24 protein-coding genes and 2 tRNA genes are annotated in these 23,017 nt (G+C 65.5%); 9 read left to right on the forward strand and 17 right to left on the reverse strand.

The window, feature by feature from the left end:
• Positions 1-28 precede the first annotated feature (28 nt).
• Entirely contained in the window at positions 29-1,216 is a 1,188-nt protein-coding gene (locus HMA55_RS08490) for a L,D-transpeptidase (protein ID WP_235961890.1), read from the forward strand.
• Here HMA55_RS08490 and HMA55_RS08495 read toward each other — a convergent pair.
• The 11 genes from HMA55_RS08495 to HMA55_RS08540 form a co-directional block, all read right to left on the reverse strand.
• Entirely contained in the window at positions 1,213-2,307 is a 1,095-nt protein-coding gene (locus HMA55_RS08495; protein ID WP_181192620.1) for an alkene reductase, read from the reverse strand. The genes HMA55_RS08490 and HMA55_RS08495 overlap by 4 nt on opposite strands.
• Before the next feature lie 95 nt (positions 2,308-2,402).
• Positions 2,403-2,478: transfer RNA gene (locus HMA55_RS08500), tRNA-His, on the reverse strand.
• A gap of 46 nt (positions 2,479-2,524) precedes the next feature.
• Positions 2,525-3,154 carry an oligoribonuclease gene (orn, locus tag HMA55_RS08505; protein WP_181192621.1) on the reverse strand — a complete coding sequence of 210 codons (630 nt, stop codon included), beginning with the start codon at positions 3,152-3,154 and terminating at the stop codon, positions 2,525-2,527.
• Positions 3,155-3,961 (reverse strand): mycolate reductase, encoded by an 807-nt coding sequence (gene cmrA / locus HMA55_RS08510; RefSeq protein WP_181192622.1) that lies wholly within the window; start codon positions 3,959-3,961, stop codon positions 3,155-3,157.
• A gap of 10 nt (positions 3,962-3,971) precedes the next feature.
• Positions 3,972-4,292 carry a transcriptional regulator gene (locus HMA55_RS08515; RefSeq protein WP_181192623.1) on the reverse strand — a complete coding sequence of 107 codons (321 nt, stop codon included), beginning with the start codon at positions 4,290-4,292 and terminating at the stop codon, positions 3,972-3,974.
• Positions 4,289-4,714: a hypothetical protein gene (locus HMA55_RS08520; protein ID WP_181192624.1), complete on the reverse strand. Its 426-nt coding sequence runs from the start codon at positions 4,712-4,714 to the stop codon at positions 4,289-4,291. Before HMA55_RS08520 ends, HMA55_RS08515 begins: the two co-directional genes overlap by 4 nt.
• A 140-nt stretch (positions 4,715-4,854) precedes the next feature.
• Positions 4,855-6,237, reverse strand: coding sequence for an MFS transporter (locus tag HMA55_RS08525; protein ID WP_181192625.1), 1,383 nt, complete (start codon positions 6,235-6,237; stop codon positions 4,855-4,857).
• A 325-nt stretch (positions 6,238-6,562) separates the two neighbouring features.
• Entirely contained in the window at positions 6,563-6,808 is a 246-nt protein-coding gene (locus HMA55_RS08530; RefSeq protein WP_181192626.1) for a hypothetical protein, read from the reverse strand.
• The gene (locus tag HMA55_RS11445) at positions 6,808-6,933 is read right to left on the reverse strand and encodes a hypothetical protein (protein WP_255714079.1); all 126 of its coding nucleotides are present in this window, start codon (positions 6,931-6,933) and stop codon (positions 6,808-6,810) included. The genes HMA55_RS08530 and HMA55_RS11445 overlap by 1 nt, the downstream gene beginning before the upstream one ends.
• A gap of 132 nt (positions 6,934-7,065) precedes the next feature.
• Positions 7,066-7,938 (reverse strand): DUF3800 domain-containing protein, encoded by an 873-nt coding sequence (locus tag HMA55_RS08535; protein WP_181192627.1) that lies wholly within the window; start codon positions 7,936-7,938, stop codon positions 7,066-7,068.
• Between the two features lie 232 nt (positions 7,939-8,170).
• Positions 8,171-8,244 (reverse strand) — tRNA-Arg (locus HMA55_RS08540).
• A 55-nt stretch (positions 8,245-8,299) separates the two neighbouring features.
• Between HMA55_RS08540 and HMA55_RS08545 the strand changes: the two genes are divergently transcribed.
• The 5 genes from HMA55_RS08545 to HMA55_RS08565 all read left to right on the forward strand — a co-directional run bounded on the left by HMA55_RS08545 (position 8,300) and on the right by HMA55_RS08565 (position 13,945).
• Positions 8,300-10,282, forward strand: coding sequence for a cytochrome c oxidase assembly protein (locus HMA55_RS08545; protein WP_181192628.1), 1,983 nt, complete (start codon positions 8,300-8,302; stop codon positions 10,280-10,282).
• 169 nt (positions 10,283-10,451) lie between these two features.
• Positions 10,452-11,105, forward strand: coding sequence for a single-stranded DNA-binding protein (locus tag HMA55_RS08550; RefSeq protein ID WP_181192629.1), 654 nt, complete (start codon positions 10,452-10,454; stop codon positions 11,103-11,105).
• A gap of 126 nt (positions 11,106-11,231) precedes the next feature.
• The gene (gene ettA / locus HMA55_RS08555) at positions 11,232-12,902 is read left to right on the forward strand and encodes an energy-dependent translational throttle protein EttA (protein WP_181192630.1); all 1,671 of its coding nucleotides are present in this window, start codon (positions 11,232-11,234) and stop codon (positions 12,900-12,902) included.
• An 8-nt stretch (positions 12,903-12,910) separates the two neighbouring features.
• On the forward strand, positions 12,911-13,318 hold the full coding sequence (locus HMA55_RS08560; RefSeq protein WP_181192631.1) for an acyl-CoA thioesterase: 408 nt from the start codon (positions 12,911-12,913) through the stop codon (positions 13,316-13,318).
• The gene (locus HMA55_RS08565; protein WP_181192632.1) at positions 13,319-13,945 is read left to right on the forward strand and encodes a hypothetical protein; all 627 of its coding nucleotides are present in this window, start codon (positions 13,319-13,321) and stop codon (positions 13,943-13,945) included. It begins immediately after the preceding gene.
• On the opposite strand, the gene HMA55_RS08570 is transcribed toward HMA55_RS08565, so the two are convergent.
• The gene (locus HMA55_RS08570) at positions 13,946-14,347 is read right to left on the reverse strand and encodes a globin (protein ID WP_181192633.1); all 402 of its coding nucleotides are present in this window, start codon (positions 14,345-14,347) and stop codon (positions 13,946-13,948) included.
• Positions 14,340-15,296, reverse strand: a complete 957-nt coding sequence (locus tag HMA55_RS08575; protein WP_181192634.1) for a mechanosensitive ion channel family protein — start codon at positions 15,294-15,296, stop codon at positions 14,340-14,342. Before HMA55_RS08575 ends, HMA55_RS08570 begins: the two co-directional genes overlap by 8 nt.
• Before the next feature lie 65 nt (positions 15,297-15,361).
• On the opposite strand from HMA55_RS08575, the gene HMA55_RS08580 reads away from it, so the two are divergent.
• Complete coding sequence (locus HMA55_RS08580; protein ID WP_181192635.1) at positions 15,362-16,504, forward strand: cystathionine gamma-synthase; 1,143 nt, start codon at positions 15,362-15,364, stop codon at positions 16,502-16,504.
• Here HMA55_RS08580 and pepN read toward each other — a convergent pair.
• Positions 16,501-18,918 (reverse strand): aminopeptidase N, encoded by a 2,418-nt coding sequence (gene pepN / locus HMA55_RS08585; RefSeq protein ID WP_181192636.1) that lies wholly within the window; start codon positions 18,916-18,918, stop codon positions 16,501-16,503. The genes HMA55_RS08580 and pepN overlap by 4 nt on opposite strands.
• A 33-nt stretch (positions 18,919-18,951) precedes the next feature.
• Between pepN and HMA55_RS08590 the strand changes: the two genes are divergently transcribed.
• Both HMA55_RS08590 and HMA55_RS08595 read left to right on the forward strand, forming a co-directional pair.
• Positions 18,952-19,569 (forward strand): mycothiol-dependent nitroreductase Rv2466c family protein, encoded by a 618-nt coding sequence (locus tag HMA55_RS08590; RefSeq protein WP_181192637.1) that lies wholly within the window; start codon positions 18,952-18,954, stop codon positions 19,567-19,569.
• Positions 19,570-19,574: 5 nt separating this feature from the next.
• Positions 19,575-20,039 carry a ribose-5-phosphate isomerase gene (locus HMA55_RS08595; protein WP_181192638.1) on the forward strand — a complete coding sequence of 155 codons (465 nt, stop codon included), beginning with the start codon at positions 19,575-19,577 and terminating at the stop codon, positions 20,037-20,039.
• 146 nt (positions 20,040-20,185) lie between these two features.
• On the opposite strand, the gene HMA55_RS08600 is transcribed toward HMA55_RS08595, so the two are convergent.
• Genes HMA55_RS08600 through HMA55_RS08610 form a run of 3 tightly spaced genes read right to left on the reverse strand, consistent with a single transcriptional unit; the run spans position 20,186 to position 22,985 of the window.
• Positions 20,186-21,292 (reverse strand): glycosyltransferase family 2 protein, encoded by a 1,107-nt coding sequence (locus HMA55_RS08600; RefSeq protein WP_181192639.1) that lies wholly within the window; start codon positions 21,290-21,292, stop codon positions 20,186-20,188.
• Entirely contained in the window at positions 21,268-22,149 is an 882-nt protein-coding gene (locus HMA55_RS08605) for a glycosyltransferase family protein (RefSeq protein ID WP_181192640.1), read from the reverse strand. The genes HMA55_RS08600 and HMA55_RS08605 overlap by 25 nt, the downstream gene beginning before the upstream one ends.
• Complete coding sequence (locus tag HMA55_RS08610; protein ID WP_181192641.1) at positions 22,146-22,985, reverse strand: WcbI family polysaccharide biosynthesis putative acetyltransferase; 840 nt, start codon at positions 22,983-22,985, stop codon at positions 22,146-22,148. Before HMA55_RS08610 ends, HMA55_RS08605 begins: the two co-directional genes overlap by 4 nt.
• Positions 22,986-23,017: the final 32 nt, after the last annotated feature.

Genomic DNA, 23,017 nt, shown 5'->3' on the forward strand with positions numbered 1-23,017 from the left:
ACGTACCTGGTCATGTGAGGGGTAGGCATTGGGTCACCGTCGAGTGGTGCGCGGTTTCGCGCTGGTAGCTGTTGCGGCATTGCTGGCGTCGTGCACGATTGGGGACGGCGGGCGCCTCGAGCCCGCAGCCCACACCACTTCGGCTACCACGACGCAGAAGGACATGCCGCGCCCGCCACAGATCAACGTGGCCAACGGGGAAACGGGTGTGGAACCCGTCGATCCGGTGACAGTGTCGTCATCCGCGGGGCTGGCCTCAGTGACCATGACCAACGAAAGCGGAAAAGAGGTCGAGGCGGAGTTTAACGCGGACAAATCCGAGTGGACCACCACCGAGCCGCTGGGCTACGGGCGCACCTACACTGTGGAGGCCCGCGACACCGAGGGGCAGAAGGTGGTGTCCACGTTCACCACCCTCTCGCCGGACGCGACGGTGAACGCGTACGTTGGGCCGCTCGACGGCGCCACTGTCGGCGTCGCTCAAGCGGTGACTATCCGTTTCGACAGCGCCATCAAGGACACTAAGGCCGTCGAGGACCTCATTGAGGTCACAACGTCCAACGACACCGACGGCGCGTTCTTCTGGCTTGACCCGTACGAGCTGCGGTGGCGGCCCAAGGAATATTGGGAGCCAGGCACCGACGTCAGCGTGAAGGTCAACCTCTACGGCCAAAAACTGGGCAACGGCCTGTACGGGGCCCAGGATTCGGAGACGAACTTCACCATCGGCGACAAGGTTGAAACGGTCATCGACAACGCCGACAAGATGCTGCGTGTCTACGCCAACGGGGAGCTGGTGAAGGAATTCCCCGTCTCCCTTGGCACCGACAACGTCCACGACACCCCGAGCGGCACGTACGTCGTCGGCGACGAGCACGAGAAGCTGACCATGGACTCGCGCACGTACGGCCTCGCCTTGGACGCCGGCGGCTACGTCACGCCCGTGGACTACGCCACGCAGCTGTCCTACTCCGGCATCTACGTCCACTCCGCCCCGTGGGCGATCGGCGCGCTGGGCAGCTACAACCAGTCCCACGGCTGCATCAACGCGTCCTACGACAACGCCCAGTGGTTCCAGAACTACGTCAAGCGCGGCGACCCGGTGGTGGTGAAGAACACCGCCGGCGGCACGCTCACGCCTTACGACGGCCTGGGGTACTGGAACCTCGATTGGGAGCAGCGCTCCGGTGGTTCGGAGGAGCCGCTCTACCCTTAAGCGTGGGTTTCGGCAGTGTACACGGGGTAGTCCGTGTAGCCCTTCTCCCCGCCGGTGTAGAAGGTCGACTCGTCCGGTGCGGTCACCGGCAGCCCCTCCTTCCAGCGGCGCACCAGGTCCGGGTTCGAGATTGCCAGCCGGCCCACTACGGCGGCATCGCCGTGCTGCACCAGCCGCTCGGCCGCCTCACGGTCGGTGAGGTGGCCGAAGCCATGGTTGAGGATGACGCGCGTGCGACCGTTCGCGCGGGCGCGACCGATCAGATCGGTCATCACCTCCCCCGCGGGCTCTGCGTGCATGAATGAGACGTAGGCGAGGCCGAGGTCGGCGGTGGCGTCCAGCAGCCCGCCGTAGGTGGCTACAACGTCGGCCGCATCCACTTCCTCAATGCCCTGAATGTTGTTCTGCGGGGAGAGGCGGATACCCACGCGATCCGCCCCGATCTCGTCCGCCACCGCACGCACAATCTCTTCCACGAGCCGGAACCGCTTCTCGGGGGACCCGCCGTAGGCATCCTCCCGCAGGTTCGAATTCGGTGACAAGAACTCGTGCAGCAGGTAGCCGTTCGCGCCGTGGATTTCCACGCCGTCCATCCCGGCGTCGATGGCGTTTCGGGCGGCGTGGCGGAACTCGTCGATAATGCCTGGTAGCTCATCGGTGTCCAGTGCGCGCGGCACCGGGCAGTCCTTACGCGATTCGAAGTCGCGCACCGCCGTGCCAGACGCCACCGCGGACGGCGCGACCGGCTGCGTCCCCTCCTGCAGGCTGGCGTGGGACAGGCGCCCGGCGTTCATCACCTGCATGAAGATTCGCCCGCCGGCCTCGTGCACAGCATCGGCGACGCGCCGCCACCCGGCAATCTGCTCCGGGGTGTCGATGCCCGTCTGACCGGGGAAGGCCCGGCGGGTGACCGTGGGGAAGACACCTTCGGTGACGACGAGGCCGAACGAGGCGCGCTGCGAGTAATACGTCTCGTGCAACTGGGTGGGCACTCCGTTGCGCCCCGCGCGCGAGCGCGTTAGCGGAGCCATAACGATGCGGTTTTGCAGGGTCAGGCGGCCGAGTTCCAGGGAATTAAAGACGGAAGTCATGCGCCTCGCAACGCGAAAGGCGCGCGAACTATTCCGCGCATTCCGCCGGAACGGAAGAACCCCGCAACCTGTTTGGGCAGGTTACGGGGCATCTTTGGGGTGGCTGACGGGGCTCGAACCCGCGACACCCAGGATCACAACCTGGTGCTCTACCAGCTGAACTACAGCCACCATCGCTGCTTTGCAGCGGGATCTACCTTAGCCCTTCACGGTGCTTTCACAAAAACGGCTGGTAGGCGTCGGTTGCGCCTGAGGCGGCGTCGGCAGCGGTCTGAGAATCCGGCCCGGGGGCGGGCACGAAGACGGCGCGGCGGTAGTAGTCCAGCTCGCGGATGGACTCCACAATATCCGCCAGCGCCCGGTGCGCCATGCCCTTCTGCGGCTGGTTGTAGTAGGCCTTGGGGAACCAGCGGCGGGACAGCTCCTTGACCGTGGAGACGTCGATCATGCGGTAGTGCAACGCGGCGTCGAGACGCGGCATCTGCGCGCGGATGAACGTGCGGTCTGTGGCAATCGAGTTGCCCGCCAGCGGCGCGGGATGCGCAGGGTCGCAATGCTTCTCGACGAGCGCGAGCACCGCATCCTCCGCCTCCGCGAGACTGACGGTGGACGCCTTGATGTCGTCGAGCAGCCCGTTGTCGGAGTGCATCTGCGTGACAACATCGTCCATCTCAGCGAGCTCGGCGTCGGTGGCGTGGACAACCAGGTCCACGCCCTCGTCGATGATGTTCAGCTCGGCGTCGGTGACCAGGGCAGCGACCTCCACGATGACGTGGCGGGCGGGGTCGAGCCCCGTCATCTCCAAGTCCACCCAGACGATGCGGTTGTCTTTGGCGGGAATGTCCATTTATTCCTCTCCCATCTGTGCGTAGAACTTGCCCATGATCGGCGGTAACACGCCGCGCGGGGCGTAGTTGGAGACCACATCCATGGCCTTTCCTAGCGGGCCGGGCACGATGCGGCGGCGGTTCTTGCGCATCGCGTTGATGGTGTCGGCGGCGCAGGACTCGTAGGTGGTCCACAGAAAATCCGGCACGACCTTATCCACGATGGACTGCTCTTCTTCCGGGATGTACGCCTCGCGCACCGGGCCCGGGGCGAGCAGCGTGACGTGCACGCCGGAATCCTTCAGCTCGTAGTGCAATGCCTCGGTGAACATGTTTACCCCGGCTTTGGTGAACACGTAGGTGGCGTTGTTCGGAATCGGCAGGTTGCCGGCCGCGGAACCGACGTTGCACAGCGCCCCCTCGCCGCGCGGGACCATCTGGTCCAACACGGCCTTGGTGATGCGGAACACCGCAGTGGCGTTGAGGTTGAACTGGTTGGTCTCGTACCCCCAGTCCTGGGCCATGAACGGGCCGAAGCTGGCGATACCGGCTGAGTTGACGCAGATAGACACCGTGCGGTTTTGGATGTGCTGCACTAACGCGTCGACGTCGCGCTGCTTGGACAAATCCCCAGCGAAGATTTCGACATCGATGCCGTGGGCGTGCGACAGCTCGTCGCCAAGCTGCTGCAGCACTTCCTGGCGCCTGGCTACGAGGATGAGGTTGTGGCCCTCGGCGGCGAGCTGGCGTGCGATCGCCTCGCCGATGCCTTGGCTCGCGCCGGTGATCAGCGCGAATGAGCCGGGTGCGGGTGCGGGAAAACTCATGGGCTCGAATCTACCCGCCCGCGATCTCGCGCAGCGCGGCCGTGTGGCCTTCAAACGCCTGCGCGCCGGTTGCGGTGAGCGTGACCCACACCGTGTCCTTCGCTCGGGACGAGCCGTACTCGCGGAAGCGCGTGATGTAGCCGTGCTCCTCCAGCCTGTCCAGCTGCTTCGACAGCGCCGAATCCGACAGGTCCACCTTGTCCTTCAGGGCTCCGAAGCGCATCTCATGGCGGGAGGTTTGCTTCTCGACGGCGCCAGCGTGATACAACGCCGCGCAGATCTTCAACCTGGCCAGGGGGTGAATGACGGGGTCGATGGCAGAGGCGTTCATCGGCGCTTTTCCCCGTAGACCATCACGGCCGTGAACACGATGGCGACGACCACGCCGACGATCACCCCACCGACCACGCTTCCTTCTGGGACGAACCAGATCGGCGACATGGCGAGAAATGGGGCGAGAGCGGCGGCCCAGTTGGTTTTGGGATCCTCCTGGATCGGCTGCTTCATACTCGGGCGTACGTTGCGTTTGTTGTCCCAGATGGCCAGCGCGATGCAGGCGATGACAATGAGCACGAACAGCACCCACCAGTACTTCCAGCCGATGATCGTGCCGGCGAACATGATGCCGACACTGGTGCCGAGGATCGCGTAAACCCACGTCGGGATGTGTTTGCGCTGGGTTTCGTGCTCGATCCCGTCGATCTGCGCGAGGGCAGCGCGAGCCTCTTCTTGGGAGATCGGGTTGTTTGCCATATGGGCAAGTGTGGCACTTTCCGGAGAGGAAAGCAAGGGGGTGCGCACGATTTGACATTTCGGACGGGCGTGCAGCTATAAACCCGCGGGTAGGAGATGTATTGCTTTTGGCTAATGTGAAATCGTGCGCGCGCCGGGCCTTAGATCTCGTGCATCTCCTGGTCCTTCGTCTCCGGCGCGGAAATGATGGCCACCAGGGAAATGACGGTGACAACGACCAGGTAGAAGCCCACCGCCTGCGGCCCGTATCTCGCGCTCAGGGCCGTTGCAATGAACGGCGCGACGGCGGCGCCCAAGATGGAAGCGACGTTGTACGCGATGCCGGAGCCGGTGTAGCGCACGCGGGAGGGGAACAGCTCCGGCAGGATCGCGGACATCGGGCCGAAGATGAAGCCCATCAGGATCATGCCGATAAACAGAAAGATCCCGAGCGAGGTCGTGGTGTACGTCTCTGGGTTGAGCAGCCACTTGAAACACAGCCCGTAGATGATGATCGCGGCGGAGGTCAGCCCCAGCGTCGGGCGGCGGCCGTAGGTGTCCGCCAGGTGCGCAGAGACCGGGATGCCGAGCATGAAGCCGAAAATGCAGACGAGCTGCAGCTTCAGGAAGGTGGGGTAGGCGATCCCCAGGCCGACGCCCTCTTCCGCGGAGCCGATGCCGTAGGAGAGGAACCAGGTGGTGACCAGGTAAAACAGCGTGTAGCAGCCGACCATGATGAACGTGCCCTGGATCAGCGGCTTCCAGGCCGTCTTAAACACCTCGGCAAGAGGGGACGCCGCCTTCTGATCGTTCTGCTCCACGTGCTGGAACACCGGCGTCTCTTCCACCTGCAGGCGCACCCACAGGCCGATGATGACCATGACGGCGGACAGCAAGAAGGGGATGCGCCAACCCCAGCGCATGAACGCACCCTCGAAGTCGCCGGTGGTGTGGCCGAGGGTGGTGACCAGGATGAGGAATAGGCCGTTAGCCAGCAAGAAGCCGAACGGTGCGCCGAGCTGCGGCCACATGCCGGCCCAGGCGCGCCGGCCCTTCGCGGCGGTCTCGGTGGAAAGGAGCGCTGCGCCGGACCACTCGCCGCCTAGGCCCAGTCCCTGGCAGAAGCGCATGAGCGCCAGCAGCGCCGGGGCCCAGATGCCGGCGGTTGCGTACGTGGGGAGCAGGCCGATGATGAATGTGGCGATGCCCATGGTCAGCAGCGCACCGACCAGGGTCGCCTTGCGGCCCACCTTGTCTCCGAAGTGGCCGAACAGCACCGAGCCCAGCGGGCGCGCGATGAAGGCGAGGCCGAACGTAGCGAAGGAGGACAGCAGCGCGACGGTGCTGGATTCTGATTTGGGGAAGAAGAGGAACGGGAAGACGGCCACGGCGGCGGTGGCGTAGACGTAGAAGTCGTAGAACTCGATCGTGGTGCCGATGGTGGAGGCAAGCCGGACGCGACGGCGTTCCTCTGGAGTGGTTTCCCTAATCGCGGCCGGTGCCGCCGGCTGGGGTATTGAGCCGTGTTCGACGCTCGTTGTCATGTCCCGTCCTTTGCGTTCCACTGTGTGGGAGGAGGCTCCCATTGAGTGGATTGAATGTATCACACAGTGAGATGGTCGTTCCAAATCGGGTTATGGGACGGAGCCGTTTTGTGCAAGTTAACAACTTGAACGCATGTCAGATATTGAACCCGCTGGTCAGGGGGTTATAAGCGGCTGGTTATGTAAGTTCGTACAAAACCCGGGCCTAGCGGCCCACAGAAAGCGCCCGCGGAACGCAAAACGGCCCGCCGCTTTGATGCGGAGGGCCGTGGGAACCTGGCAGGCCGGCAGGAGCAGGCAGGAGCAGGTCCGCGTCGTGTTCGGGCTACTCGCCGGAGACGTCACCGTCGCGGACGGTGCCCTCTACCTGGTCGGTGCGCTCTTCGGTGTTCGGGTGCTCGTCCTTGTGGCCGGAGCCAGTCTGAAGGGTCTCGTCCTCGGCGTTTTCGAAGTCGTCCACAGAGCTGAAGTTGGTCGGGGCGTTGCCGATGCGGGCGGTGCCGGCGTCGATAAGCTTGTCCAGCTCGGACTCGGTGCTGTCGGAAACGTTGCTGTCGATGTTGTCAGCCATTAGTTCTTCCCGTCCCTTTCAAAGTCGTTGTCCTCGCCGGTTTCCTGCACGGACGCGTCAGCGTCCGGGTCGGAGAGGTTGTTGATGCTGTCTTCGTCGACCGGGGAGTTCTTCTCTTCAGCCATGGTGTGGCCTCCTTACTTCACAAACGTGTACGTCCCACTGTAGGTGCGATCGAACAACCGCTGCAGGAAACCCCTCTTGACCAGGGAAACGAAAGCGCCCCAGCAGGATTAGGGCCGTGCAGATGGGTGGCGTCAACGGTTGAACTTGGCCTTTAGAGCGTCCAAGTCATGGTCGCTGGCGGGGATCTCATCGGCAGCGAAGCACTTGCGGAAGCTGCCGAGGTGATTCGGATAGACGTCTTTGCCGGAGCCGGCAGCGCGGATTTTGCTATGTGGGCTACATACTGGTGCGATTCGGTTGCCGAAGTACTTCACAGCCCACTGGAATTCTTCGAAGCCGGGGTCATATTTGAAACCGGCGATACGTCCAAGAAGTGCACAGATCCAGTCGGCGCACTGCACCGTTTGGTAGAGGTGGCTTTCCACCTCCAGCGGTGGTTCGAGGAGCTTGTCAGCATCTTGATGGGAGAACATAAAGGCTGCGCAAGCTGCGAAGATTTCCATTCGCTCCTTGGGGCCCTGCTTGTCCAGGATTAAAATGTGCCGTTCGTGCTCGGGTAGCGACCAATTGACGCGCTGGATGAGCTGTTTCATAGCGTGGTCGTACCGTGAAGATTCGTTTTCTCCAGTCGCATCGTTCGACCCGCGTGGCTTCTCTTGCCCGTAGAACACTATTTTGGCATCGAGGTCTTCGAGTTTGCGAAGGAGACGGTTGATCATCCATCGCACCTCCGTATATCGCTGTACGTTTTGTGTGGTGAGAAGAGTCGCACCTTTCTTCTCCCACTCCTCGACCCGCTTACCCTTAGCAATGACCTTGGCGTCGATTTCGGCCTTGAGCCCTGTCTCCTTGATGTGGCGGAATGTCCCTGACAGTTGACGGACGTTGTGGGCTGGAATGATGAATCCGCCTATCCCGAATACAGGGTGGGTCTTATAGCTTGGGTCGTTTCGCGAGATGTAGGCGCCGTTGTGGCCGAACTCGTCGAAGTAGCCGATGTACATTCTGCCTCTCAAACACGAAAGCTCGTGCTTTCGCACGAGCCTCGGAAGTGGAGCACCATAGTGCGTCCATGGCCAACGCTAGCGTGCCTGATAGTTGTTGTGCAACTGGGGTGAACTTTGATGGTGCCAGCATAGGAACCAGCTCCGACATATGGGTTGGCGTTCTCGAACAGGCGACGTTGCGAGTATGGTCGAGTTTGCTGAAACCCCGTCTGACCAGGGAAATGGAAAGCGCCCCCAGCAGGATTCGAACCCGCGACCAGCCGGGTAGAAACCGGATGCTCTAATCCACTGAGCTATGGAGGCAATGCCCGCTCATTGTAGTTATGGCTCGGCCCAGCGCGAAAGTAGGGTAAGCGACATGACTGCACCTGCCAGCAAACGCACCGTTTCCCCCGCGTGGCCGCTGTATCTGGCCGCGCTCGCCGTCGCGGCCGTGGTGGCTGGGGCGGTGGGAGAGGCGTTCTCGGGCGGCTCGCTCGCGGAGCTGGGCATCCCGGACCCCGGGCTAGCCACCACGTTCGGGCTTCCGGCGCTGCGTGGTGTGGCGTGGCTGCTCATTGCGCTGGCGGCGGGCTCGTTTCTGCTCACCGCCTTCCTCATCCCGCCGAAGCAGCAGGGCGACGACCTCAACGGCGCGCGCCTGACTGTGGACGGGCACATCGCCTCGCGCACCGGCGCCCACGCGAGTGCGGGGGTTGCGCTGATCGGCCTGGCGATGATCCCGCTGGTGCTTTCCGACGTCTCCGGCCAGCCGCTGCGCACGGTTCTTTTCGAGGCCGCGGCGTGGTCGCAGGCGTTAGACCAGGTGGCGGACGCGCGGGTGTGGCTCATCGTCGCCGCGTTCGCCACAGCTGTTGCCGTGGGCGGCTACGCGGCGACCAGCTGGTGGTCCCAGGTGGCGCTGTTCATCGGCTCGATCGTGGTCATCATGCCGATTGCGCTGACCGGCCACTCCGCGACCGGCGGCGCCCACGATTACGGCACGAATTCGCTGATCTGGCACCTGGTGGCCATGCTGCTCTGGGTCGGCGGGCTAATGGCGCTGGTGGCGCATGCTTTACGACGTGGCCCCGGCCTTGCCGCCGCTACCCGCCGGTACTCGCGGATAGCGTTGTTCGCCATCGTGGCCATGGCGGTTTCGGGTGTGATCAACGCCCTGGTGCGGGTGCGCCTGGAGGATCTGACGCAGTACGCCTACGGCTGGGTGCTGATTGTCAAAACCGCCGGCATTATCGTCCTCGGCCTCATCGGCTTTATCCACCGCGAGCGCACCATCCCGCAGCTGGGCTCCCGTTCAGGTGCGTTCACGCGTTTGGCCGCGGGGGAGGTGCTGCTCATGGCGGCCGTGTCCGGCTTGGCTGTCACGCTCGGCCGCACGCCGCCCCCGCCACCGCTGGACCCGAACCTGACCCGCATGCAGATCCAGATGGGCTACAACTTGCACGAGCCGCTGAGCTGGTCCAACTGGCTCACGCAGTGGCGCCCGGAGCTGCTGTTTAGCGCCATTGCGGTGTTGTTGGCCGTCTATTATCTGCACCTGGTGCGCCGGGTGGAGGGCTGGCCTGTGGGCCGAACCGTGTGGTGGCTGCTGGGCTGCGCAACAACTGTTGTCACCCTGAGCTCCGGGGTTGGCATGCATATGCCCGCCTCATACTCCGCGCACATGACGGTGCACATGATCCTGTCCATGGGCGTGCCGGTGTTCTTGGTGCTCGGCGCGCCGCTGACCCTTGTACGTGCGGCTTACCCGGCCGGAGAGTTCAACCCGCGGCTGTGGGCGGAGAGTTTCCAGCGCTCGAAATTCTTACGCGTGGTCACGTTCTCGCCGGTGTCCACCATCCAGTTTTTGGTGTTCTTCTACGCCATGTACGTCATCGAGCCGCTGTACGAGCTCATGATTTCGGAGCACGCTGGCCACGTCATCATGAACGCCGTGTTCCTCCTGTCCGGGTACTTCTACTTCTGGGAGCTCATCGGCCCCGACGAGATTGCTGGCCGCCCGAGCGCCAAGGTGCGTCTGCTCTGGCTGTGGGTGTCCATGCCGTTCCACCTGTTCATGGGGGTCTACCTCATGCAGCTTGGCTCGGTGATGGGGGAGGAGTTCTACCGTTCCCTGGACCTGCCGTGGCACCCGGATTTGCTGGACGTGCAAAAGGCGGGTGGGGGCATCGCTTGGGCGTCCGGTTCGTTCCCGCTCGTGATCGTCTTCGGCGAACTGTTCATGCGGTGGTGGCGCGAAGACAAGGCGGAGACGGTTGAGTCCGACCGTCTCGCGGACGAATCCGACGACGAAGAATGGCGCCGGTACAACGAGATGCTCGCGCAATTTAGGGGCCGCTAGCTGCGGATTGTGAATTTCTCAGGTTCAGTTATCCACAATTCGCCCGAGGTCTTTTTTCTCTGTTTGTTTCGTGCGACTCTGCTCGTGCAGGGGGCGTTTGCTTAGCGACGACCGCTTCGCCCCCTCACCTGAACACCACACGCACACTCACAGAGAGGGGCCTGAACCAATGGCCAATATTGACTACACCGTGATCGGCAACCTCACCGCAGAGCCGTTTTTCAAGCGTTTCGACTCGGGCAGCACCGTGCTGCGCTTCCGCGTCGCCACCTCCGATACCAGGAAAGTCGACAACAACGGGAAGGAAGAGTGGGAGGACTTCAACCAGTTCTACGTCGACGTCGAATGCTGGGGGGCTCTGGCGGTCAACGCCGGAGCGTCGCTACGCAAGGGATTCCCGGTCGTTGTCGTAGGCAAGCTCGTCCACGATTACTGGGAGGAAAAGGCAGACGACGGCAGCCCGATCATGCGCTCGCGCGTGAAAATGAAGGCCCGCCACATCGGCTTCGACATGTCCCGTTTCCAGGTCAACTCCGTGCGAGCGACCGTCTCAAGCAACGCGATCGACGGCCACGAACCCCCCAAGGTGATGGACGCCGAAGCGCTGGACAAGAAGCTCAACGGCGACAACGCCAACCAGAACGTGGGGCGCGGCAGCGCCGAGCCGCAGGACGGCTGGAACGCACTGCCCGAGGATCCCGCGCAGGAGCGCCGCATGAGCGCCGAGGACTTCCGCCGCGGCGACGACGCACCGAGCTTCGCCGATTCGGCAGGTGAGGAGGAGCTTGCCGGAGCTCCGGCTCAACGCGGCGCCCCTTTCTAAACCGCCCCTGCTGAACGGGCACCCCGCCGCGCCGAATGCTTCCTCGGAGTCGGCGGGGCACTTGCCCGCGTGATGTACCCTAAGTGCGGCATTTACCTCCGCACTCACCAACAAAGGGGAATCGTAGTGGCTGAGTTCATCTACACGATGAAAAACGTCCGCCGGGCCATCGGCGACAAGGTCATCCTGGACAACGTCACCATGGCGTTTTACCCCGGCGCCAAGATCGGCGTCGTGGGCCCGAACGGCGCCGGCAAGTCGTCGCTGCTCAAAATCATGGCGGGCATTGACCAGCCGAACAACGGCGAGGCGTTCCTCCAACCGGGCGCGACCGTGGGCATCCTGCTGCAGGAGCCGCCGCTGAACGAGGAGAAGACCGTGCGCGGCAACGTCGAGGAAGGCCTCGGCGAGCTGTTTGAGAAGAAGCAGCGCTTCGAAGAGATCGCCGAGGAGATGGCGACCAACTACTCCGACGAGCTCATGGACGAGATGGGCAAGCTCCAGGAGGAGCTGGACGCCGCCGACGCGTGGGAGATCGACTCCAAGATTGAGCAGGCTATGGAGGCGCTGCGCTGCCCGCCGTCGGACGCGCCGGTGACCAACCTGTCCGGTGGCGAGCGGCGTCGAGTAGCGCTTGCGAAGCTGCTGCTGAGCGAGCCGGACCTGCTGCTGCTGGACGAGCCCACTAACCACCTCGACGCGGAGAGTGTGCTGTGGCTGGAGAAGCACCTGCAGACCTACCCGGGCGCGGTGCTGGCCATTACCCACGACCGCTACTTCCTGGACAACGTCGCGGAGTGGATCTGCGAGGTCGACCGCGGCAAGCTCTACCCGTACGAGGGCAACTACTCCACCTACCTGGAGAAGAAGGCTGAGCGCCTCGAGGTCGCCGGCAAGAAGGACCAGAAGCTGCAGAAGCGCCTGAAGAAGGAGCTGGACTGGGTCCGCTCCTCCCCGAAGGCCCGCCAGGCCAAGAACAAGGCCCGCCTGGAGCGCTACGAGGAGATGGCGGCAGAGGCCGAGCAGTACCGCAAGCTCGACTTCGAGGAGATCCAGATCCCGACCCCGCCGCGCCTGGGCAACAAGGTCGTCGAGGTAGAAAACCTGGACAAGGGCTTCGACGGGCGCGTGCTTATCGACGACCTGTCGTTCACCCTGCCCCGCAACGGCATCGTCGGCGTGATCGGCCCCAACGGTGTGGGCAAGTCCACGCTGTTCAAGACCATCGTGGGCCTGGAGGAGGCCGATTCCGGCTCCGTGGAGGTCGGCGAGACGGTGAAGATCTCGTACGTGGACCAGAACCGCGAGAACATCGACCCGGAGCAGACCGTCTGGGAGGTCGTCTCCGACGGCCTGGACTACATCCACGTCGGCCAGAACGAGATGCCCTCGCGCGCCTACCTGTCCGCGTTCGGCTTCAAGGGCCCGGACCAGCAGAAGCCGTCGAAGGTACTCTCCGGCGGTGAACGCAACCGCCTGAACCTGGCGCTGACGCTGAAGCAGGGCGGCAACCTGATCCTGCTGGACGAGCCCACCAACGACCTAGACGTGGAAACGCTGGGCTCGCTGGAAAACGCGCTGCAGAACTTCCCGGGCTGCGCTGTGGTGATCTCGCACGACCGCTGGTTCCTGGACCGCACGTGCACCCACATCCTGGCCTGGGAGGGCAACGTGGAAGAAGGCAAGTGGTTCTGGTTTGAGGGTAACTTCGGCGACTACGAGGCGAACAAGATCGAGCGCCTCGGCGAGGAGGCGGCGAAGCCGTCCCGCGTCACCCACCGCAAGCTCACCCGCTAGGAGCACTCATGGCCGACAACGTTCACATCCACACGATCCCAGTGCGCTGGGGCGACTTCGACCGCTACGGGCACGTGACCAATTCCGCGTACATCGAGCTCGCCCAGGAGGCGCGGCTGGCGTTCGCGCAGGAGTTTTTCTACTCGCAGGGCCACGAATTCGTGGTGTTCGTGCGCCGCCTCGAGGTGGACTACGTGCGCCCGATCCTGCCAAGCACGACGCAGGTGACGGTGGAAACGCAGGTAGCCAACGTGGGCAACACGTCGTTCACCACCCGCCAGGAAATCAAGGATGCGCAGGGCAAGGTCTGCTGCGTCATCGACTGCGTGCAGGTCACGGTGGACACCACCACGACTTCTCCGCGCGAGATCACGCAGAAAGAGATCGGCATCCTCTCCAAGACTGCTGGGGATTAAGTGGTCGAAGTTCACATCGATGAGGGTGCGCGCGGGCTGATCGCGCTGCTCACGCGCGCCCTCGCGCTCGATACCCAGGCCGTCGCGCGTATCCAGGAGGTGGGTGAGGGGCAGCTCGACGTCTTTGTCACCACCCCCTTCGACGCCATCGCTTCTCGACGTACCTTGGGCTCCACCACCCACCCCGGCGCCGCCGTCTCAGCTCAGGACATGTTGGAGGCGCTGCGCGACGGCCGCACCGAGGTGGGCCCGGCCCGCGACGCCGCCTGGCCGGGTGCGCTGCCGCCCGCGAGCGGGTTCACCGCCCGCGAAGATATCCCCATCGGGGTTGCGCGGCGCCTAGCGGGCGAGGGGCGCAACCTCGCCCGGCAGTTCTCCGGCCCGGCCGGCCCGCCGCGATCCCTGCTCGACGGGGTGGTGCTCACCGCCGACGCGGACAGCAACCAGCCGGTGGAGATCCCCATGCGGATGATTTTCGCCTGCACCGTGCTCGGCCTCATCCCCGGCTTCGAGGCCCCCGCGGAGATTCCCCGCCACCTGCGCGTGGCCACCGCGGGCAGCTGGGTGCGCCTGGACGCGCCGTTCGGCTCGGTCTACCGCAGTAGCAGGCCGAACCTGCTGTTCTAGTTAGTAAGCCCGCGGGCCCTGGTTGATCATCATGTAGGCAACCCGCTGCATGTGGTTCCACATCTGGGCGCGGTAGGCGGGCGGCAGCTCGTCGTCAGAAAACTGCTCCATGGAGTTGCCCATGAGCTCCAACCAGCGGTCCGCCTCCGCCTCGCCGATGGGGAAGGGGAAGTGGCGCCGCCGCAGCATCGGGTTGCCGCGCTGCTCCTGGTAGGTGCGCGGCCCGCCCCAGTACTGGGCGAGGAACCAGCGGAGGCGGTTCTGCGCGCCCTCCCAGTCGTCGTCCGGGTACATCGGGCCGATGAGGTCGTCGCGTTTGACTTGGGTGTAAAACCCGTCGACGAGGCGGCGGAAGAAGGGCTCGCCACCGACGGCGTCGTACAGCGTGTGCTCGTTATCCATTGTTCTCCATGTTCTGTACCAGCACGGAATCCATCGGCGTGAGCACCACGTTCTCCTGGTGCAGCGCGGCGAGGATGCGGTGATTCATGTGGCGGGCCACGGTCCACTGCTCGCCCGGCATCGTCTGCACGGCCAGGCGGAAGGACACGTAGGTCGGGTTGAACTCGCTGGGGCCCAGCATCTGCGGGGTGCCCATGACAAGGTCGCGGACCTCCGGGTCCTGGCACGCAGCGGTGGCGGCATCCTCGATGACGCGCGAGACCTTGTCCGGGTTGGCCATGAGCGACACCGGGATCTGCAACCGCGCCGTGGAGAAGCGGGCGGAGTGGTTGCCCACCAGGTCGATGTCGCCGTTGCGGACGTGCCACAGCGCGCCGTCGATGTCGCGGATGGTGGTGATGCGCAGCGACATTTCCTCCACGTCGCCCACGACGTCGCCGACCTGGATGGTGTCGCCCACGCCGAACTGGTTCTCAATGAGGATGAACATGCCGGAGAAGAAGTCCTTCACCAGCGACTGGGCGCCGAAACCGATGGCCACGCCGACCACACCGGCCGACGCGATGAGCGGGGCCACGTTCACACCGAGCTGGTCCAGCACGGCGAGCGCCGCCCACGTCCAGATCACAATCGCGGCCACGGAGCGGCCGACGTTGCCCAGGGTCTTCATGCGCTGCTGGCGGCGAGCCTCCTGCGCGCGGTATTGCGGGGTGTCCTCCGCCGCCGTGGAGAGCAGTGGAGTGCGCTCGATGCCGTGGCGGGTAGCTCGGCGGATGATGCCGCGCGCCAGCCAACTTAAGATCAGCGCGACCACGAGGATCAGCAGAATCTTCAACGGGCGCTCGATGAACATTTCATGCGTGTCAGGGTTGTTCCACCAGTTGGTCACACCGGTGACGGCTTCATCGACCTTCTCGGTCGTGTCTTTTTGTGTGGTTTGAGCATTCATCGGAGCACGAGTCTAGTGCATAAAAATGCGCGCTGAATGGACAGCTTGGTCTACTGTCTGGGGGCATGACTGGATTTGCCACCGACGCCATCCATGCCGGATACGACCCCGATAGCCTCTACGGGCCGATCAACACGCCGATCTACGCCTCCACCACCTTCGCCCAGGACGGGTTGGCGCAGCTGCGCGGCGGCTACGAGTACACCCGCGTGGGGAACCCCACCGTGACCGCGCTGGAGAAGGCGGTGGCAGCGCTCGAGGGCGCCGAGTACGCCGTGGCGTACTCCTCGGGCATGGCGGCTATCGACGTTATCCTGCGCGTCCTGCTCAAACCCGGCGACCACATCGTGGTGTCCAACGACGCCTACGGCGGCACCTACCGCCTGATCCAGCAGGTATTTACCCAGTGGGGCGTGGAAAACACCGTGGTAGACATGACCAACCCGGACGAGGTCGCCGCGGCGGTGCAAGACAACACCAAGGTCATCTGGGTGGAGACACCGACGAACCCGATGCTGGACATCGTGGACATCGAAGCGATCGCCGGGGTGAAGCAGCAGGCCACGCTGGTGGTGGACAACACCTTCGCCTCCCCGTACCTGCAAAAGCCCTTCGACCTGGGGGCGGACGTAGTGGTGCACTCCACCACGAAGTACATCGGCGGCCACTCGGATGTCGTCGGCGGCATCGTCTGCGGCGACGACGCGCGCGTGCCCGGCTTCCACGAGCAGCTGCGCTTCTTCTTCGGCTGGGTGGGCGCGAACCCCTCGCCGTTCGACACCTACCTCACCGGCCGCGGCCTGAAAACGCTCGCCGTGCGCATGGACAAGCACTGCGACAACGCCGAGGCCGTGGCAGCGTTCCTGGACGCCCAACCGCAGGTCGCGCGCGTGTGCTACCCGGGCTTGGAGTCCCACCCGGGGCATGAGACCGCCAAGAAGCAGATGACCCGCTTCGGCGGCATGGTCTCCGTGCTGTTCCAGACCACCGAGCAGGCTAAGGCATTCTGTAAGTCCACCACACTGTTCTGCCTGGCGGAATCCCTCGGCGGCGTGGAGAGCCTGGTTGAGCACCCCGCCACCATGACCCACGTGTCCGTCGCGGGCTCCGCTCTCGAGGTGCCGGGCGAGCTCGTGCGCATCTCCGTGGGCATTGAGGAGGAGGCTGACTTGATCGCCGACCTCGAGCAGGCGCTGGCGAAACTCTAGTTTGCCGTGGCGTCGACCTCCCGGTTGCGCACCGCGCGGGCGATGCGGTCCTGGCCCTCGGCGACGACGCGCTTGAGGCCGGCAGGGGCGTCGCTAAGCAGAAGCTCATTCGCCTTGTCGACGGCACCTGCGGTCACATCCCACCTCGGGTACATGCCCTCGAGGGTGCGCTGCGCCATCTCGTTGGTCAGGCGGTCCCACAGCGCGGGCGCGGCGCGGAAGTACTCGTCGGTGAGTCCCTCGAGGCCGTCGTAAGTAAACGTCAGCCCGTCCATGAGGTAGCGGGCTTCGAGGTTGGTCAGATCCTCGTTGACCAGCGTGTCCCAAGCCCACCGCTTATCGACGACAGCTTTCGCGCGCAACCTCGAAATGGCACCCTCCGAGGTGTTGTCCTGCTCCTCGTCTGCCGCGGACAGCGGCAGCGCGCCAGCGGCGATGAGGGTGGTCAGCGCGAGCCAGCGCACCTCCTGATTGTCGGAGCGCTCCAACAGGTCCTTGAAGTAGGCGACGGTGTCCTCGGTGGGGGTGAGGCGGGCCAGCGCCCGGTCGAAGATGGCCGCCGGCTCCGCGCCGCGGAAGGCGGAGTTGAGCAGGTCCATGCCCTCGCCCTGCCAGGCCGGGTCGACGTACTGGCGCACGGCCTGCGTGGCTTGGGCGAGCAGGCGCTCCTGCACGCTCGGGTGCGTCTCGCGGGCGGCTTCGCGCGCCACGAGGCGGACAAATTCGCGGGCGGCCAGCTCGCCGTCGCGCACGGACTCCCACAACGAGGACCAGATAAGCGTGCGCGCCAGCGAATCCTCGATCTCGCCGAGGTGCTCGAGGGCGAACTGCTGGTGCTCGGGTGTCAGGCGCATCTTCGCGTAGGTGAGATCGTCGTCGTTGACGATGGCCAGGTCGTGCTCGACGCCCGCGAGCTCGGGGATCTCGGTGCGTTCGCCGTCGATGTCGGTCTCGACCTGGTGGGTTCGCTGGACGGCGGAGCCGGCCGGCCCGTCGGCAAGCTTGTATAGCCCCACGCGCACGCGGTGGGGGCGCGGATCCTCCTGCAGCACCGCGAAGGTTTCGCCGATCTCCGGGCGCAGCGTGGACGGGCCTGTGGTGCGCAGCCACTGCTCCGCCCAGTCCGCGAGGTCGCGGCCGGAGGCCTGCTCAAGCGCGCCGAGCAAGTCCGCGAACGTGGCGTTGCCGTACGCGTGGTTGTCGAAGTGGGTGCGCACGCCCGCGAAGAACTCCTCGTAGCCCACGTACGCCTGCAGCTGCTTGAGCACGCTCGCCCCCTTGGCGTAGGTGATGCCGTCGAAGTTCTGCTCCGCCGTTTCGATGTCCGGCGCGTCCGCGGCGATCGGGTGCGTCGACGGCAGCTGGTCCTGCTGGTACGCCCACGCCTTCTCCACGGACGCGAACGTGGTCCACGCGTCCGCGTACTCGCCGATCGCGGTCTGCGCGGTGGCGGCAGACCAGGTGGCGAACGACTCGTTGAGCCACAGGTCATCCCACCACTGCATGGTGACCAAATCGCCGAACCACATGTGCGCCATCTCGTGCAGGATGGTGTCGTTGCGGCGCTCCAGGCGGTACGGGGTGGGCTCGGAGGTGAAGATGTACTCGTCGCGGTACGTCACGCAGCCCACGTGCTCCATCGCGCCCATGTTGTACTCCGGGCAGAACACCTGGTCGTACTTGTCGCCGAAGGGGTAGGTGCGGCCGAAGTTGGCGTGGTAGAAGTCGAAGCCCTCCTTGGTCTGGCGGAAGATCCGCTCCGCGTCCAGGTGGGGGATCAGGCTCGCGCGGGCGTAGAGACCCAGCTCGATGACCCGCGTTGCACCTCCTTCGTCGGTGCAACGGTAAACGTCGGAGACGCGCTCGAACTCGCCGGCGCAGATCGCAATGAGGTAGGTCGACAGCGGGTAGTCGATCGTGGTGGTCCAGGTGGCGGTGCCGTCGCCGTTGTCCCTGCGCTCGGCCGCCTCGTTGAGGATCACGGTGTAGCGCTCCGGCGCCGTCACGCGCACGGTGTAGGTGGCCTTCAAATCCGGCTGGTCGAAGCCGGCGAACACCTTCATCGCCATCGCGGGCTCGAATTGGGTGTACAGGTAATCCTTGTTATCCACCGGGTCGGTGAACTTGTGCAGGCCCTCGCCGGTGCGGTTGTACGCGTCGTGGGAGGTGACCACCAGGGTGTGCGCGCCGTCGTCAAGCTTCAGCTCGCGGCCCGTCTCCTCGCCATCGAGCGTGGCCTCGAAGCCCGCCGCCACCAGGTCGAAGTGCGTGCTGCCCGCTTTCGAATCGAACTGGACGGTGCTCACCGTGGTGAACTCGTCTGCACCGGTGATGTCCACGGCGATGTCGTAGCGGACGTTGGATATCAGTGCTGCGCGCGCCTGCGCGTCGGAGCGTGTCAGATTGGTCTTCATTTGCCGCAGCCTACACGCGCTATCGTGGGCCCCATGACGCAACAAGTGAAGTTTTGGTTCGACGTATCCTGCCCGTTCGCGTGGCAGACCTCCCGCTGGATGAAGGAAGTGGAAAAGGTCCGAGACATCGAAATCGAGTGGGTGCCCATGTCGCTCGCCGTGCTCAACGACGGCCGCGACATCCCCGAGGACTACGCGGCGATGATGGAGGCCAACTGGGGCCCGGCGCGCGTGTTCGCCAAGGTGAAGGAGGAAGCTCCCGAGAAGGTAGACGAGCTCTACACCGCCATGGGCACGCTCGTGCACCCGGGCGGGGAGAGCATGAAGAAGGGGTACGGCGCCTACGACGAGGTGATCGCGAAGGCGCTCGCCGAGGTCGGGCTGCCGGAGCACTTCGCCGAGGTGGCCAACACCTCCGACGTGGACGATTTGCTGCGCGGCTTCCACGCCACCGCCATCGAGGCAGTGGGCGACGACGTGGGCACCCCGGTGGTCTCGCTCAACGGCACCGCGTTCTTCGGCCCTGTGATCACCCGCCTGCCGGAGGGCGAGCAGGCCGGGGAGCTGTTCGACCACGCGGTGGGGCTGGCGGAGTTCCCGTACTTCTTCGAACTCAAGCGCACTCGCACTGAGATGCCACAGGTACGGTAGGCGCCATGCGTATTTACCTTGGAGCAGACCACGCCGGATTCGAGCGCAAGAACCAGATCAAGGCCCACCTCGAGGCGCAGGGCCACGAGGTGACCGACTGCGGCGCCCACGAGTACGACGCGTTGGATGACTACCCGGCGTTTTGCATCGCCGCCGCCGAGGCTGTGGTGGCGGATCCGGGCTCGCTGGGCATTGTGCTCGGCGGCTCGGGCAACGGCGAGCAGATCGCCGCGAACAAGGTCAAGGGCGCGCGCTGCGCACTCGCCTGGTCGGAGGAGACCGCGAAGCTGGCGCGCGAGCACAACAACGCCCAGCTCATCGGCATCGGCGGGCGCATGCACACGGAGGAGGAGGCGCTGGCGATTGTCGACGCCTTCGTGAACCAGCCGTGGAGCGAAGAGGAGCGCCACCAGCGCCGCATCGACATCCTGGCCGACTACGAGCGCACCGGCGTGGCGCCGCAGCCGTAGCTACTCGGAGCCTCCCCTGGTAGCGCGAGCGTCAGCGAGCGCCACCAGCGCCGCATCGACATCCTGGCCGACTACGAGCGCACCGGCGTGGCGCCGCAGCCGTAGCTACTCGGAGCCTCCCCTGGTAGCGCGAGCGTCAGCGAGCGCTACCAGCCCGCGAAGTAGCGTTCCAGCTGCAGCGGGCCCTGCACCGGCGTCATCCCGATCTCGTCCGGGTGCGCGGTGACCGGTTCGAGTCCGAGCGCCGCCGCACGTGCGGTGCGCACGACCGTACCGTCGGGGCAAAGCACATACTCGGCGGCCAGCAGCGCACCCAAGTCCTGCGGCGCCCAGCCCGCCCCGACTGCAATGTTCACCCGCGCCTCCACCTCGGAGGTGCCCACCCGCGGGTCGTGGGCAAACAGCGCTGGCACCTCTGCCACACGCACATACGCGCCGACCTTGATCCATTCCGCGATGACGAAGTCGCGCACCCCCTCGCCTTCGAGCTCCGGCACCTCCACCTGCATGTCGAAGGTGTCGAAGATGATGCCGTCGGGCCGCGCCAGCGGGTGCGTGACGCGCCGGGCCAGGGCGAGGGTCTCGGCGTTCTTGACGGCGGTGGCGGCCGCCGGGTCGTCGTAGCGCGCGCCGAAGTCCTCCTCCGGGTGGTGCGCGACCGCGCCGGGTTCGTGCACAAACGTCGCGCCGGCGTTCCACGCCCGGAAGCCGAACTCCCAGTCCTCGCCGCCGTAGCCTACGAGCGTGCCGTCGAATCCGCCGACCTCGCCGAAGAACTCGCGCGAGCACGTCAGCACCGCCGAGATGATGTAGCGCCAGGAGCTGTGGTCGGCGTGGCGGAGGTTGTCGGTGGCGGACCAGGCGTCGATAAGCCACTGCGGCTCGGTGTTGTCCGCGCCGGTGCGGCGCGCGCCGACGACCACCGCGCGCGCGTCGCCCACGATGTGCGGAACGACCGCGGAGAGGTAGCCGGGCTCCGGCACGGTGTCGGCGTCGAGGAACGCGAGCACCTCCCCGCGCGCGGCGTCCGCCCCCAAGTTTCGCGCGGCGGCGGCGCGGAAGCCCTTGTCCTGTTGGCGCACGACGCGGACGCCGTCGATAGCCGGAGGCACCTCGGAGCCGTCGTCGGCGACGATGATCTCCACCTCGCCCGCGTAATCCTGCGCCTGCACCGCCTCCACGACGCGCGCGAGGGAATCCTCGTCGTTGTAGTGCGGGATGACCACGCTCACATCAGGCCAGCGAAACGCCATGTTTCCTCCCAACGTTGTGCCACCTCGGCCCAGCCGTAGCGTGGCGGGTCGAGCCTTTCGGGCACATGCCTATCGACGGCGTCCCGCCAGCCCCCTTCCCCCACCAGCGTGACGCGCCCGGGCAGCCAGGCGTCGATCTCGCGGGCGTAGTCGGAGTCCCGCACCAGCACTTTCCGCCCGGCGCCCAGCCAGGCCATGAGCGAGCCGGACGCGGAGAAGTGCCGGTGCGGGCACACCGGCACGGCGATGCGGCCCATCTCAGCGGCGAGCTCCTCGTCTGTGAGCCAGCCGGTGAGTTCGACGCTTCGCGCCGAACGGACGAGATCGGCCGCCCACTGCTCGTGGCCAGTCGAGACCGCGCCGAGGAAGCGCAGGCGGCGGTCCGGCAGTGCGGCGATGAGGTCCTCGTGGCCCTTGCCGGGGTAGAGGAACCCCAGCACGCCGACGGTGCCCGGCTCGGGGTCGAAAGAGGAGTCGATCACCGGGATGGGCAGGCGGATCACGGTCGTTGCGCCCGCCGGGAAGAAGCGCGCCTCGTGGTCGGAGTTCACTACGGCCACATCCGCGGCTGCGGCGAGGGCGCGGTAGACGCCTGCGCGCCGCTCGTAGCGGGCCGCGCCCTCCTCCGGCTGGGGGATGTCGTGCAGGCTCACGGACAGCGGGCCGTCGATGCGCGCAAGCAGGCGTTCGGCGGTGTCGCCGAAAAGGTGGTCGGTGAACGTGACGTGGACGGGGCCGGCGAGCGGGGAGTCGCCGAACGTCTCCTCCCGGATCACCTCGGCACCGGTGGCGCGGGCGAGCCCGAGGGCGTACTCGGTCACCCCGTGGCCCGCGGGTCCGACGATGAGATGTTTCATTGCACCAACCCTAGATTCGCCAGGCGCTCCGCGTGGCGCTGCAGCCCGTGCTCGACCAGCGCGGGCCGCTGCCGGTAGAACTCCAGTTGCGCGGCGCGGATCTCGTCGGCGTCGATGACCCCGGCCACGCGGTCGCGCCACTCGTCGCGGCCGTGCACCGCCACGCCGAGCGCCTCGGCCGCGTCGGCGTCGACGGGGGCGTCCAGCCCGCCGAGCATCTCGTAGTCCGGCGGCACAGGCTCGCCGGTAAGTCCCAGCGCCTCCAACACCCGCGAGGCCATAAACGCAAGCGTCGCGTTATTGGGGTGGTTTACGGTGTGCCACACGGGGTGCGTCTCCAGGTAGTCGGACACTTCCACCGCGCCGTGGGCCTGCTCGCGCAGGCGGATCTGTTCGACGGACATGGCGGCGGCTCGTCGCAAAGCCTCAGGCGACGGGGCAGCCGCGGCACTATAGCCCGCGGCCGCAACCAGGGTGCGCAGGTCGTGGTACGGCACCACCGGCGGGTTCAGCGAGGGATCGGCGGGGTCGCGGATGATGGCCTGGTACGGCATCAGCCCGTCGAAGCGCAGCACCGGCACCACCACGTGGCGCGCGTTGCGGTGCAGCAGCTCCCGCAGCTGCCGCGTGCCCACGGGAAGACCCCGGTAGTCGTCGCGGATCGGCTGGGTGACCAGCACGTCGGCGCGGCGCACGAGGCTTACAAACCACCCCATGTCCGCTTCCTCCAGCTCGTGGACCGGGGCGATGCGCTCACCCGAAAAATGGCCGGTGGACATGAGCAGCTTGCGGGTGGACTCCGCCTGGCAGTTGCCAACTACGACGAGCAAAGACATATCCTCACCGTATTCGAGAAGGTTTATATTAG

Origin of the sequence: Corynebacterium wankanglinii (assembly GCF_013601005.1) — a bacterium.
GTDB lineage: Bacteria > Actinomycetota > Actinomycetes > Mycobacteriales > Mycobacteriaceae > Corynebacterium > Corynebacterium wankanglinii.

Coding starts and splice junctions, on each gene's coding strand:
- HMA55_RS08495 (WP_181192620.1), bottom strand. CDS start 2,307: ATGACTTCCGTCTTTAATTCCCTGGAACTCGGCCGCCTGACCCTGCAA.
- orn (WP_181192621.1), bottom strand. CDS start 3,154: ATGGACATTCCCGCCAAAGACAACCGCATCGTCTGGGTGGACTTGGAG.
- cmrA (WP_181192622.1), bottom strand. CDS start 3,961: ATGAGTTTTCCCGCACCCGCACCCGGCTCATTCGCGCTGATCACCGGC.
- HMA55_RS08515 (WP_181192623.1), bottom strand. CDS start 4,292: ATGAACGCCTCTGCCATCGACCCCGTCATTCACCCCCTGGCCAGGTTG.
- HMA55_RS08520 (WP_181192624.1), bottom strand. CDS start 4,714: ATGGCAAACAACCCGATCTCCCAAGAAGAGGCTCGCGCTGCCCTCGCG.
- HMA55_RS08525 (WP_181192625.1), bottom strand. CDS start 6,237: ATGACAACGAGCGTCGAACACGGCTCAATACCCCAGCCGGCGGCACCG.
- HMA55_RS08530 (WP_181192626.1), bottom strand. CDS start 6,808: ATGGCTGACAACATCGACAGCAACGTTTCCGACAGCACCGAGTCCGAG.
- HMA55_RS11445 (WP_255714079.1), bottom strand. CDS start 6,933: ATGGCTGAAGAGAAGAACTCCCCGGTCGACGAAGACAGCATCAACAAC.
- HMA55_RS08535 (WP_181192627.1), bottom strand. CDS start 7,938: ATGTACATCGGCTACTTCGACGAGTTCGGCCACAACGGCGCCTACATC.
- HMA55_RS08545 (WP_181192628.1), top strand. CDS start 8,300: ATGACTGCACCTGCCAGCAAACGCACCGTTTCCCCCGCGTGGCCGCTG.
- HMA55_RS08550 (WP_181192629.1), top strand. CDS start 10,452: ATGGCCAATATTGACTACACCGTGATCGGCAACCTCACCGCAGAGCCG.
- HMA55_RS08560 (WP_181192631.1), top strand. CDS start 12,911: ATGGCCGACAACGTTCACATCCACACGATCCCAGTGCGCTGGGGCGAC.
- HMA55_RS08570 (WP_181192633.1), bottom strand. CDS start 14,347: ATGGATAACGAGCACACGCTGTACGACGCCGTCGGTGGCGAGCCCTTC.
- HMA55_RS08575 (WP_181192634.1), bottom strand. CDS start 15,296: ATGAATGCTCAAACCACACAAAAAGACACGACCGAGAAGGTCGATGAA.
- HMA55_RS08580 (WP_181192635.1), top strand. CDS start 15,362: ATGACTGGATTTGCCACCGACGCCATCCATGCCGGATACGACCCCGAT.
- pepN (WP_181192636.1), bottom strand. CDS start 18,918: ATGAAGACCAATCTGACACGCTCCGACGCGCAGGCGCGCGCAGCACTG.
- HMA55_RS08590 (WP_181192637.1), top strand. CDS start 18,952: ATGACGCAACAAGTGAAGTTTTGGTTCGACGTATCCTGCCCGTTCGCG.
- HMA55_RS08595 (WP_181192638.1), top strand. CDS start 19,575: ATGCGTATTTACCTTGGAGCAGACCACGCCGGATTCGAGCGCAAGAAC.
- HMA55_RS08600 (WP_181192639.1), bottom strand. CDS start 21,292: ATGGCGTTTCGCTGGCCTGATGTGAGCGTGGTCATCCCGCACTACAAC.
- HMA55_RS08605 (WP_181192640.1), bottom strand. CDS start 22,149: ATGAAACATCTCATCGTCGGACCCGCGGGCCACGGGGTGACCGAGTAC.
- HMA55_RS08610 (WP_181192641.1), bottom strand. CDS start 22,985: ATGTCTTTGCTCGTCGTAGTTGGCAACTGCCAGGCGGAGTCCACCCGC.